This is a genomic window from Enterococcus sp. AN402 (genome assembly GCF_040719405.1).
GTDB classification, from domain to species: Bacteria; Bacillota; Bacilli; order Lactobacillales; family Enterococcaceae; genus Enterococcus; species Enterococcus faecalis.
Genome location: NZ_JBFDTM010000004.1, coordinates 1,981,938 through 1,993,255, shown reverse-complemented (window position 1 = coordinate 1,993,255; position 11,318 = coordinate 1,981,938). Strand labels below are relative to the sequence as shown.

Here is an 11,318-nt window from a genome sequence, read left to right as displayed (position 1 = left end):
TGTTGAGGTGATGGCTATGTGGCAACTTAAAAAAGAACAAAATGTTCCCATTTATCGCAGTATTATGGAAATGATTGTTCAAAAGATTCAAACAGGCGAATTATTACCAGGTGAAAAAATCCCTTCGGAACGTAAACTGGCAGAGTACTTGTCTGTCAATCGTTCAACCGTTGTTCATGCATTAGACGAACTGGTGGACTTAGGCTGGATTGTGCGAAAAAGAGGGAGTGGAACGATTGTCAACGAAGGAAAATGGGGGGTAATGATGACGCCACGAACGGATTGGCATCGTTATTTAGAACAAAATGTGTTCAAACAAGTTCATCCCTTGGTGGCAGAGATTGAGTTACGAGCTAAACAAAATTTGCCGACTGACTTAGATATGTATACAGGCGAGTTGCCGTTAGACTTAATTCCCAGTTTCGATTTTCCAGCATTAAATTGGAAACAATTTTTAAAAGAGGAAGCACAAGATGAATTAGGTTATTTGCCGTTAAGAAAAGAAATCCAAGCCATTACAGCAACGGAATATCAGCTTCATTTACCAAGTGAAAGTTTATTGCTTACTTCAGGTGCGCAACAAGCACTTTTTTTAGTTTTGCAAGTTTTATTGAGACAAGGAGATAGTGTTGCTGTAGAAGATCCATCTTTCTTCTATGCCTTACCAATTTTCCAAGCTGCTGGTGTGCGCTTATTTGGTGTGCCCATGACAGATGAAGGGATTGATCTTGAAGCGCTAGAACAAACAATCCGACAACATCGCATCAAAATGGTTATGGTTAATCCTTCCTTTCAAAATCCGACTGGGACAGTGATGCCTTTAAGAAAAAGAGAACAGCTCGTGAAAGTCTGTCAAACGTATCAAGTTCCTATTTTAGAAGATGATGTTTTTGGGCAGCTAAGTTTTATCCCGAAAACAGAAATTCCTCCTTTAAAAAAATTAGATCCAGATAATGTCTTGTATATCGGTTCGTTGTCAAAAATTTTAGGTTCGACCACGAAAATTGGTTGGTTAAGTGCGCCCGCCTCTGTGACGAAACAAATTGCAGAAGCCAGAAAAATGATGGATGTTTCGTTGAGTATTTTTCCGCAGATGCTCGCTAAAATGGCGATTGAAGATCCTTCTTTTTCTGAAAAAATTACGTTATTAAATAAACAAGTGGAACAACGAGCAACAGCTGTATATCAAGTATTTAAATCGTTGCCAGAATGGGAAGTTTCGCCAGTAAAAGGCGGCTTTTATTTATGGGCACATTGGCGTCAAGGGGCACTTAAGCCAGAAGAGTGGCAGGTGTTTTTACGAGAAGGTGTTTTGGTAGCACCAAGTGTCGCTTTTAGTGAAAAACGTGGAAGTATTCGTTTGAACTGTTCCCGAATTTCACCAGAAGAAATGCCTCTTTTTTGTGAGCGAATGGTACGGATTACACGACAGCTTTCTGAAAATAGACAAACAAAAATAGAACAGTAAGTAAGATTTTTCTTATAAAAATCATTTGCTGAGAGAAAACGCTATAACTTCCCTTTTCTAAACGAATATCCAATGCTATACTTAAAAAGTAAAAACAAAAAAACAAATGAGGTGTTTTCCATGTCTTGGGAACAAGTTTACCAACAATGGTTAAATGAAGAAAATATTCCAGAAAATTTAAAAAATGAATTAAAGGACTTAAATACAGACCCTGAAAAATGTGAAGATGCATTTTACGCACCATTAGAATTTGGGACTGCCGGGATGCGCGGGATTTTAGGCGCCGGTATTAATCGAATGAATATCTTTACGGTTCGTCAAGCGACAGAAGGGCTTGCACGTTTTATGGATACGCAAGATCCTGAAACGAAACGTCGCGGTGTAGCCATTGCCTATGATTCACGTCATATGTCTCCAGAATTTGCAATGGAAGCAGCTAAAACATTAGCTAAACATGATATTCCTTCTTTTGTGTTTGAAAGCTTACGACCAACACCAGAATTATCTTTTGCGGTCCGCTACTTTAAAGCTTTTGCGGGAATCATGATTACGGCTTCTCACAATCCAGCTGCCTATAATGGCTACAAAGTCTATGGTGAAGACGGTGGTCAAATGCCGCCAGCTGATGCAGATGCATTAACTAAATATGTTCGTAGTATCGAAAATCCTTTGAAAATTGATGTCTTATCAGATGAAGAAGTTGCCCACAGTGGTTTAATTAACATTGTTGGTGAAGAAGTCGATAACGCGTATTTGAAAGAAATTAAAACAGTTACGATTAATCAAGAATTAATTAACGAAATGGGTAAAGAATTAAAATTAGTTTACACTCCCTTGCATGGAACTGGGAAAATGTTAGGAGAAAAGGCATTAAAACAAGCCGGCTTTGAAAAATTTGTTTTAGTACCTGAGCAAGCTGTTGCTGATCCTGACTTTACTACAGTTAAGTCACCAAACCCTGAAGAACATTCAGCTTTCGAATACGCGATTCGTTTAGGGGAAAAAGAAGGCGCTGATTTATTGATTGCAACAGATCCAGATGCTGATCGTTTAGGTGCCGCTGTGCGGATGCCAAACGGAGACTACCAAGTATTAACAGGAAATCAATTAGGTTCAATTATGATTCATTATATTTTAGAAGCCCATCAACAAGCAGGCACGTTACCTCAAAATGCTGCGGTTCTAAAATCAATCGTTTCTAGTGAACTTGCTACAGCGATTGCTGAGAAATATAATACGAAGATGTTTAATGTTTTAACAGGTTTCAAATTTATTGCTGAAAAAATTCAACAATACGAAGAAGACCACAGTCAAACGTTTATGTTTGGTTTTGAAGAAAGTTATGGTTACTTAGTGAAACCTTTTGTTCGTGATAAAGATGCAATTCAAGCGTTAGTTTTATTAGCAGAAGTAGCGGCTTTCTATAAAAAACAAGGAAAAACATTATACGATGGCTTACAAGATATCTTTGAAGAATTTGGTTACTTTGAAGAAAAAACTATTTCCGTAACAATGAGCGGAATTGAAGGCAGCGGTAAAATCAAAGCTTTAATGGCAAAATGTCGTGAACAAGCGCCAACTGAGTTTGCCGGGATTCAAGTTGCTCAAACGGAAGATTTTAAAGAATTAACACGCACTTTTGCAGATGGTCAAACAGAACAATTACAAACGCCTCCTTCTGATGTGTTGAAATATCATTTAGAAGATGGCAGTTGGATTGCTATCCGACCATCAGGAACAGAACCAAAAATTAAATTCTATCTAGCAACAAAAGCAACAAGTAGTTCAGAAGCTTCTGAAAAAATTGCTGCGTTTGAAGCAGTCGTTAATGAATTAACAAAATAAAATAAACGAAACAAGCTGTACGGAAAAAAGTACGACTGTTAGTGTTTGTGTCAAAAGCTAATTGACTTTTGACACAAACACTTTATTTAACTAAGGAGGGAATGCTATGAAAATTGGCTTTATCGGTGCTGGCAGTATGGGCGGTGCCATGATTAAAGGGTTACTGAAAGCTGAGGCAGTCAAGAAGGAACATTTATATGTGAAAGGCGGATCAAGTGGAACCGCAGAAGCACTTCAAAAAGAGTGGGGCTTTCAACTTGTCACAGATTATGCACTTTTCCAAGAATGTAAGGTTATTTTTATCGCGACAGGAGCAAAGGTCGTGTTACCTGTTCTTCAGGAATTAGCCCCTCATTTTTCCAACGAAAGTCTATTGATTTCTGTTGCAACAGGTCATACCATACAAGAAGCACAAATGGCTCTTGGCAATAAAGAAGCCAAAGTTGTTCATGCCATTCCTAATACACCAGTTAGCGTGAATCAAGGCGTGATTGGCGTAGCCTTGGCACCAATAATTGAAGGCCAAACGAAGGACCTGGCAATGGAACTTCTTGCTACTTTAGGGTTAGTCAAAGAAATTCGTGAAGCGCAACTGGAAACTTTTGGTACTGTGGCTGGTTGCAGTCCAGCTTTTGTTGATATCTTTATGGAAGCATTGGGAGATGCAGCAGTCTTAGAAGGGTTACCAAGAGACTTATCTTATGAAATTGTCGCTCAAATGATAAAAGGAACGGCGACCTTAGCCTTAGACACGAAAAAACACCCAGGAGCATTGAAAGATGAAGTGACTTCTCCAGGAGGAAGTACGATTCGCGGTGTCGTAGCTCTAGAAAAAAATGGCTTCCGTTATGCCGTGATGGATGCAGTTCAGCAAGCCAACCACGAATAGATGAAGAAAGTTGGAAAATCGACAAGTTTGTCATTTTTCCAACTTTCTTTGTGCCATATTTTTCGTAGGAAAGAACAATCGCAGTTCTTATTTTAAAAAACTCTGTGTTATAATGAGTGCAAAGTGAGGCGACTATAATGAAACAAATGGAAGAAATCAAACAAGTAAGTCAATTATATAAAGTATTAAGTGATCCAACACGTTTAAGAATTTTGCTACTTTTAAAAGAAGGCGAGCATAACGTAACGGCGATTAGTGAACAATTGGGAATGGAACAGTCCGCCGTTTCTCATCAACTAAAATTATTAAGAGATAGCCGGGTTGTCAAGGCACGTCGCGAAGGAAAAACGATTTTTTATACATTGGATGATCATCATGTAATAGATATTTTAAATCAGACCTTTGAGCATATTGAACATCGATAAAAAGTAGGAAAAAATAGCGTAACTAGAATAGCGCTGTTGATGGAGGTAAAAATGAAGGATACCTTAAAGATCGGGTTACTAGGATTAGGGACTGTAGGCACTGGCGTTTTAACTCTCTTGAAAGAACATCAAGAGAAAATTTCACAAGTGACAGGAATGAATGTAGTCATTGAAAAAGCATTTGTCCGAAATCTTGAAACGAAACAAGCGCAAGCGGAAGAATACGGTCTTTCTTTAACAACTTCAATTGATGATATTTTAGAAGATAAAGAGATTCAAATCGTTGTGGAATTAATGGGAACCATTGAACCAGCCAAAACCTATATCATGAAAGCTTTAGAAAAGGGCAAACATATTGTGACTGCCAATAAAGATTTACTGGCGCAACATGGGAGTGAATTAGTAGCGTTAGCCCAAAAACATCATTGTGATTTATATTACGAAGCAAGTGTTGCTGGCGGGATTCCTATTTTAAGAACAATTGCTAATAGCTTAGCGGCAGACAATATTCAACAAGTTTTAGGAATTGTGAACGGTACGACGAATTATATGCTTACGCAAATGGTTTCTGCTGATAAAAGTTATGAAGAAGCTTTAGCAGAAGCGCAAGCGTTGGGATTTGCTGAAGCGGATCCGACAAATGATGTCGATGGAATCGATGCAGCCTATAAAATGGTTATTTTAAGTCAATTTGCTTTTGGGATGAATGTTTCATTACCACAAGTTGATATTCGTGGAATTCGCGGATTGTCTTTAGATGATGTCGCCATGGCTAAACAACTGGGGTATGAAATCAAATTGATTGGCTCTGCTGAACAAAATGAGAATAGTATCTCGGTGGAAGTGGCGCCTATGCTAGTCAATCAAAAGCACCCTATTGCATCTGTTCGGAATGAGTACAATGCAGTATTTATTAAAAGTGCAGGCGTGGGGGAATCAATGTATTACGGTCCAGGAGCTGGCGCTAAACCGACAGCAACCAGTGTGGTCAGTGATTTAATTACGATTGCTAAAAACATTCGCTTGGCAACGACTGGCCATATGTTCAATTCGTATCAACATAAAACCCAATTGACGAGTTCCGAAAATGTATTTGGACAGTACTATTTTTCGTTAGATGTTCCAGATACACCAGGACAATTTTCGCAGTTGACGCAATTAATGACTAAAGCAGAAGTCAGCTTTGATCAATTAGTTCAACAGAAATCAGATGGACAGCGAGCAAGAATTGTTGCCATTACACACCAGATATCAAAAGCACAAATGCAACAAGTTGTGACAGCTATTCAAAATACGGAAGCCTTTCAGTTATTGAATGTAATGAAGGTTATAGGAGATGAGTAAACATGTATGAAGGTTTGTTAAAACAGTATCAAGCGTATTTGCCCGTAACAGAAAAAACACCAATGATTTCTTTAGCCGAAGGAAATACGCCACTGATTCCTTTACCTAATTTATCCAAAGAATTAGGTATTCAATTATATGGAAAATACGAAGGCTTAAATCCCACTGGCTCATTCAAAGATCGCGGGATGGTGATGGCTGTAGCAAAAGCGGTAGAAGAAGGTGCCAAAGCGATTGTTTGTGCTTCTACAGGAAATACTAGTGCCGCAGCTGCTGCGTATGCCACAAGAGCAGGCATTAAAGCGTATGTAGTGATTCCAGAAGGAAAAATCGCACTGGGAAAATTGGCGCAAGCTATTATGTATGGGGCGGACATTATTTCGATTCCAGGTAACTTTGATGAAGCATTAAAAGCGGTGCGAGAGATTGCGAAAACTGAGGCAGTTGCGCTAGTTAATTCAGTGAATCCTTATCGCTTAGAAGGGCAAAAGACAGCAGCTTTTGAAGTTTGTGAACAATTAGGTCAAGCGCCCGATGTCTTAGCGATTCCAGTTGGAAATGCCGGCAATATTTCCGCTTACTGGAAAGGTTTTAAAGAATGGCATGAAAAACAAGGAACAACTTTACCAAGAATGCATGGTTTTGAAGCAGAAGGTGCCGCAGCGATCGTGAAAGGCCAAGTGATTGAGCAACCTGAAACCGTGGCAACAGCGATCCGGATTGGAAATCCTGCTAGTTGGCAATTAGCAGAACAGGCACGGGATGAATCCGGTGGTTTCATTGATGCCGTGACAGATCAAGAAATTTTAACGGCTTACCGAAAAATTGCTGCTCAAGATGGGGTTTTCATTGAACCTGGTTCGGCTGCTTCATTAGCTGGAGTTATTCAACATGTTAAAAGCGGTAAAATCAAAGCAGGTGAAACCGTCGTGGCAGTCTTTACTGGTAACGGATTGAAAGATCCTGATACAGCAATGGAGACAGAAGTAGCTATTTCAAAAATGAGTGACGTGGAAGAAATGCGTCTGCACTTACGAAAAGGAGTCGCAACACTATGAAAATAAGAGTACCTGCCACTAGTGCCAACTTAGGACCTGGCTTTGATTCATGTGGCATTGCATTATCCGCTTATTTAACAATCAACGTTTTAGGTGAAAGTGAATTTTGGGAAATTCAACATACTTTGGGAGAAGAGATTCCTACTAATGAAGAGAATTTATTAATTCAAACGGCATTGAAAATTGCACCAGAATTAACACCAAAAGTTATTCGGATGGTTTCTGACATTCCCCTTGCAAGAGGACTAGGCAGTAGCTCAAGTGTGATTGTAGCAGGCATTGAATTAGCTAACCGACTAGCACATTTAAATTTGTCCCCTAAAGAAAAAGTTCGTTTGGCCACAGAGATGGAAGGACATCCGGATAATGTTGCCCCTGCTATTTTAGGAGATTTCGTGGTGGCTAGCCATGTAGAAAACCAAGTCTACCATGTCAAACATCATTTTCCAATGTGTGATGTCATTGCATTTATTCCAGAGGAACCGTTATTTACCGAAAAAAGTCGCGCTGTTTTGCCCGAAAAATTGACTTATAAAGAAGCAGTCGCGGCCAGCTCAATTGCCAATGTTATGATTGCCGCAATTTTAAACGGGGATTTACCTTTAGCAGGCAAAATGATGGAACAAGATAAATGGCATGAAACGTATCGTCGTTCATTGGTTCCTCACTTAAAAGAAATTCGTCGTTTAACTCAGCAAAGAGGTGCTTATGGCTCTTTCTTAAGCGGTGCTGGTCCAACTGTGCTAATCTTGTCGCCAGAAGAACGAACCAACGAAATTGTTCAAAGTTTGGAAAAATTATCTACCAAAGCGAGCATCCAAATTTTCAATATTGATCAAGAAGGCGTTCAAGTCTTTTAAAAAAACGAGAAAAAATCACTAGTGATTTTTTCTCGTTTTTTTTAATCCTCGGATGTTTCCGTGGAATAATAGCTATGATCTTCTAAGTTCAAAGCATTAAGAATCATTGAGGCAGTTTCTTCAATTGAAAGAGAAGCGACATCAATAACGATACAACCTAATTTTTGATAAAGATCATTTGCAAAAGCCAGTTCTCGCCGAATTTTTTCAATATCTGAATAAGAAGTATTTTCAGGTAATCCATATGCGCGCATTCGTTCTTTACGAATCCCGTTTAAAACATTGGGATCATTGGTTAAGCCAACAATTTTTTTAGGGTCCATTTCGAATAATTGTTTCGGTAAATGTGCTTCAGGAATTAGTGGCAAATTAGCAACTTTTAAGTTCTTGTTGGCTAAAAAGAGACTTAGCGGTGTTTTAGAAGTTCGGGAAACGCCAAGAAGTAACACATCCGCTTCTAAAAAGCCTCGTGGGTCCTTGCCATCGTCATATTTGACAGCAAATTCCATTGCTTCAATTCGTTTAAAATAGTTTTCATTCAGATGATGTAAGGCACCTGGTTCCCGCATGGGTGCGACACCTGTTAATCGTTCGATTTCCGCAACTGGTGGTGTCAAAATGTCAAAATGGAACAATTGATGCTCATTGAAAAATTGATTAGCAATCGCCACGAGATGATCATTAATAATAGTATGCAGTACCATGGCTTCTGCTTTTTTGGCATCTTCTAACGCTTGCACCAGTTTATCTTCGTCTTTAACGAATGTTCGTCTAATCAAAGTAAAATCAACAGTGGGGTACTGGGCCATTGAAGCAGCCGCCAATTTTGAAGCGGTCTCGCCAGCAGAATCTGAGATGACAAAAATCGTCACACATTTTTTTTCTTCAGAAATAGTCATAGAGGGTAAGTCCTTTCTTGCATTTTTAATAATTTTATTATACCATAAGTCCAGAATCTATTTCGTAATGATTCTGATTTAGGTTGGTGAGGGAGGAAATGGCGATGGCACCAGTAAAAACCAATATTGAACAAGCCTTAGAAACCATGAAAGCCAGTGGATTAAAATATACTAAAAAACGAGAATTACTGATGAGCTATTTGATTAAGCGAAATCGGTATGTTTCTGCACGTGAAGTGTATGAATTTATGAATGAAACCTTTAAAGGAGTCAGTTATGATACGGTTTATCGTAACTTGCATGACTTTGAGCGCTTAGAATTGCTGGAAAAAACAGAATTAAATGGCGAGCAAAAGTTTCGCTTCCGTTGTTGCCAAGAGGTGGAACATCATCATCACTTTATTTGTACGGTTTGTGGCAAAACGGAAGAAATTCACATGTGTCCGATGAATTTTTTTGAAGAACAGTTAAAAGGTTGTTCAATTGAAGGACATCGCTTTGAAATACTTGGTCGTTGTGCCGATTGTTGCGAAAAATAGCGAATAAGACGAAAAATCAAACAAAAATTTCGTATTTTATCAGTAGAGTGGTTGACGGTTATTTATGCTTTAGCTATAATATAACAAGGACAGTATTTTAATTTGTGGGTTTTTCCCACAAATAAGAAAAACGGTTACTTTTTAAGCTCGGAGGGAGGGAATAACATGTCAAAAACAGTCGTTCGTAAAAACGAATCTCTTGATGATGCTCTTCGTCGCTTCAAACGTTCCGTTTCAAAAGCGGGTACTTTACAAGAATCACGTAAACGTGAATTCTACGAAAAACCAAGTGTAAAGCGTAAGAAAAAATCTGAAGCAGCTAGAAAACGTAAAAAATTCTAGTTTTGAATGAATTGGAGTTGGTGGTATGTCATTGCTAACCACATTGAATGACGACATTAAAACAGCGATGAAAGCTAAAGACAAAGAAACTTTAGCCGTACTTCGTATGTTAAAGACTGCCATTCAAAATGATCAGATTAAAGCGGGCCGTGAATTGAACGGAGAAGAAGAACTCACTGTATTGTCTCGTGAGATGAAACAGAGAAAAGATTCTTTATCAGAGTTTGAAAAGGCGGGACGCGACGATCTTGTTGAAAAAGTAAAAGTTGAAATAGCAATTGTTGAAAAATATATGCCTCAACAACTAACGGAGGAAGAAATTCGTCAACTAGTTCAAGAGGTAATGACGCAAACTGGCGCCACTTCACCAAAAGATTTTGGTAAAGTGATGGGCGCTATGATGCCGAAAGTCAAAGGCAAAGCCGATGGCAACCAAGTTAACGCAATTGTGAAAGAATTATTACAAGAAAACTAAGAGCGTTATCGAAACTAGGACAGGATACTGTCCTAGTTTTTTTATACAAAGAGAAAACCGGTAGCTTTTTACGGTTTTCTCTTTTTTGACTTTCAAAGTCAAATCAGGTACGACTTCTTTTTAAACAGATAAGAATGTGGTATCATTGTAAAGGACTATATAATAAAGGAGATGGACGTTTTTTGACAGATAATCAGTCAAAATCTTTGGAATTAATACTTACTGATTCTGATGATGCACACATGCTTTTAGGAACACATGATAAACATATCAAATTTTTAGAAGAGAATACCCACGTAACGATTAATAGTCGTGGCGAAGTTATTCAGTTAATTGGCGAATCATCAGAGGTAGAGTTAGTCGCTTCCGTGTTAAGAGCGCTACAAACATTAATTCAACGAGGCATCAAAGTGCATACGCCAGATGTCGTTTCTGCTTTAAAAATGGCCAAAGCTGGAAATTTAGAGGCGTTTATTGCCATGTATGAAGAAGAAATTATGAAGGACCATCATGGTCGGGCCATCCGAATTAAGAATGTTGGTCAAAAAAAATATATCGATGCAGTTAAAACTCATGACGTCATTTTCGGGGTGGGACCTGCGGGGACAGGGAAAACCTTTTTAGCCGTGGTGATGGCAGTAGCAGCTTTAAAAAAAGGTGAAGTACAAAAAATTATTTTAACTCGTCCAGCAGTGGAAGCTGGCGAAAGCTTGGGCTTTTTACCAGGTGACTTAAAAGAAAAAGTCGATCCTTATTTACGTCCAGTTTACGATGCCTTGTATCAAATTTTTGGTATGGATCATACAAATCGTTTAATGGAACGCGGCGTTATTGAAATAGCCCCGCTTGCTTATATGCGTGGTCGTACATTGGATGATGCTTTTGTCATTTTAGATGAAGCACAAAATACCACGGTTGCCCAAATGAAAATGTTTTTAACTCGTTTAGGGTTTAGTTCAAAAATGATTGTTAATGGAGATACTAGTCAGATTGACTTGCCACGTGGTGTAACAAGTGGTTTAGTTAACGCCGAGCGTACGTTAAAAGACATTGAAAAAATTGCCTTTGTAAATTTTGAAGCCAGTGACGTTGTGCGTCATCCGGTTGTAGCGCAAATTATTCAAGCCTATGAAAAAGAACAACAAAAGCATTCCTAAGCAGTTAGGGAAGGAGT

Annotated in this window: 12 protein-coding genes; 11 read left to right on the top strand and 1 reads right to left on the bottom strand. The window is 38.7% G+C overall.

What is annotated here, in order from left to right; translation table 11 throughout:
• Positions 1–16 precede the first annotated feature (16 nt).
• The 7 genes from AB1I62_RS11050 (at position 17) to thrB (ending at position 7,889) form a co-directional block, all read left to right on the top strand.
• Positions 17–1,468, top strand: coding sequence for a PLP-dependent aminotransferase family protein (locus AB1I62_RS11050; protein ID WP_048737986.1), 1,452 nt, complete (start codon positions 17–19; stop codon positions 1,466–1,468).
• Between the two features lie 120 nt (positions 1,469–1,588).
• Positions 1,589–3,313 (top strand): phospho-sugar mutase, encoded by a 1,725-nt coding sequence (locus tag AB1I62_RS11045; RefSeq protein WP_002356727.1) that lies wholly within the window; start codon positions 1,589–1,591, stop codon positions 3,311–3,313.
• Positions 3,314–3,419: 106 nt separating this feature from the next.
• Complete coding sequence (gene proC, locus AB1I62_RS11040; RefSeq protein ID WP_048737988.1) at positions 3,420–4,202, top strand: pyrroline-5-carboxylate reductase; 783 nt, start codon at positions 3,420–3,422, stop codon at positions 4,200–4,202.
• Positions 4,203–4,318: 116 nt separating this feature from the next.
• Positions 4,319–4,627, top strand: coding sequence for a metalloregulator ArsR/SmtB family transcription factor (locus AB1I62_RS11035; RefSeq protein WP_002356730.1), 309 nt, complete (start codon positions 4,319–4,321; stop codon positions 4,625–4,627).
• Positions 4,628–4,678: 51 nt separating this feature from the next.
• Entirely contained in the window at positions 4,679–5,971 is a 1,293-nt protein-coding gene (locus AB1I62_RS11030) for a homoserine dehydrogenase (RefSeq protein ID WP_048737990.1), read from the top strand.
• A gap of 2 nt (positions 5,972–5,973) precedes the next feature.
• Positions 5,974–7,029, top strand: a complete 1,056-nt coding sequence (gene thrC / locus AB1I62_RS11025) for a threonine synthase (RefSeq protein ID WP_002356733.1) — start codon at positions 5,974–5,976, stop codon at positions 7,027–7,029.
• Positions 7,026–7,889, top strand: a complete 864-nt coding sequence (gene thrB, locus AB1I62_RS11020; RefSeq protein ID WP_002364438.1) for a homoserine kinase — start codon at positions 7,026–7,028, stop codon at positions 7,887–7,889. Before thrC ends, thrB begins: the two co-directional genes overlap by 4 nt.
• A gap of 41 nt (positions 7,890–7,930) precedes the next feature.
• Here thrB and AB1I62_RS11015 read toward each other — a convergent pair whose 3' ends face one another.
• Positions 7,931–8,788 (bottom strand): pyruvate, water dikinase regulatory protein, encoded by an 858-nt coding sequence (locus AB1I62_RS11015; protein ID WP_002382760.1) that lies wholly within the window; start codon positions 8,786–8,788, stop codon positions 7,931–7,933.
• A gap of 98 nt (positions 8,789–8,886) precedes the next feature.
• On the opposite strand from AB1I62_RS11015, the gene AB1I62_RS11010 reads away from it, so the two are divergent.
• The 4 genes from AB1I62_RS11010 to AB1I62_RS10995 all read left to right on the top strand — a co-directional run bounded on the left by AB1I62_RS11010 (position 8,887) and on the right by AB1I62_RS10995 (position 11,301).
• On the top strand, positions 8,887–9,327 hold the full coding sequence (locus tag AB1I62_RS11010) for a Fur family transcriptional regulator (protein WP_002387080.1): 441 nt from the start codon (positions 8,887–8,889) through the stop codon (positions 9,325–9,327).
• A gap of 165 nt (positions 9,328–9,492) precedes the next feature.
• A complete protein-coding gene (gene rpsU / locus AB1I62_RS11005; protein WP_002356740.1) occupies positions 9,493–9,669 on the top strand; it encodes a 30S ribosomal protein S21 in 177 nt (58 codons plus the stop codon).
• 25 nt (positions 9,670–9,694) lie between these two features.
• The gene (locus AB1I62_RS11000; protein WP_002356741.1) at positions 9,695–10,144 is read left to right on the top strand and encodes a GatB/YqeY domain-containing protein; all 450 of its coding nucleotides are present in this window, start codon (positions 9,695–9,697) and stop codon (positions 10,142–10,144) included.
• Positions 10,145–10,278: 134 nt separating this feature from the next.
• The gene (locus tag AB1I62_RS10995; protein ID WP_002356743.1) at positions 10,279–11,301 is read left to right on the top strand and encodes a PhoH family protein; all 1,023 of its coding nucleotides are present in this window, start codon (positions 10,279–10,281) and stop codon (positions 11,299–11,301) included.
• Positions 11,302–11,318: the final 17 nt, after the last annotated feature.

Coding starts and splice junctions, on each gene's coding strand:
- AB1I62_RS11050 (WP_048737986.1), top strand. CDS start 17: ATGTGGCAACTTAAAAAAGAACAAAATGTTCCCATTTATCGCAGTATT.
- AB1I62_RS11045 (WP_002356727.1), top strand. CDS start 1,589: ATGTCTTGGGAACAAGTTTACCAACAATGGTTAAATGAAGAAAATATT.
- proC (WP_048737988.1), top strand. CDS start 3,420: ATGAAAATTGGCTTTATCGGTGCTGGCAGTATGGGCGGTGCCATGATT.
- AB1I62_RS11030 (WP_048737990.1), top strand. CDS start 4,679: ATGAAGGATACCTTAAAGATCGGGTTACTAGGATTAGGGACTGTAGGC.
- thrC (WP_002356733.1), top strand. CDS start 5,974: ATGTATGAAGGTTTGTTAAAACAGTATCAAGCGTATTTGCCCGTAACA.
- thrB (WP_002364438.1), top strand. CDS start 7,026: ATGAAAATAAGAGTACCTGCCACTAGTGCCAACTTAGGACCTGGCTTT.
- AB1I62_RS11015 (WP_002382760.1), bottom strand. CDS start 8,788: ATGACTATTTCTGAAGAAAAAAAATGTGTGACGATTTTTGTCATCTCA.
- AB1I62_RS11010 (WP_002387080.1), top strand. CDS start 8,887: ATGGCGATGGCACCAGTAAAAACCAATATTGAACAAGCCTTAGAAACC.
- rpsU (WP_002356740.1), top strand. CDS start 9,493: ATGTCAAAAACAGTCGTTCGTAAAAACGAATCTCTTGATGATGCTCTT.
- AB1I62_RS11000 (WP_002356741.1), top strand. CDS start 9,695: ATGTCATTGCTAACCACATTGAATGACGACATTAAAACAGCGATGAAA.
- AB1I62_RS10995 (WP_002356743.1), top strand. CDS start 10,279: ATGTGGTATCATTGTAAAGGACTATATAATAAAGGAGATGGACGTTTT.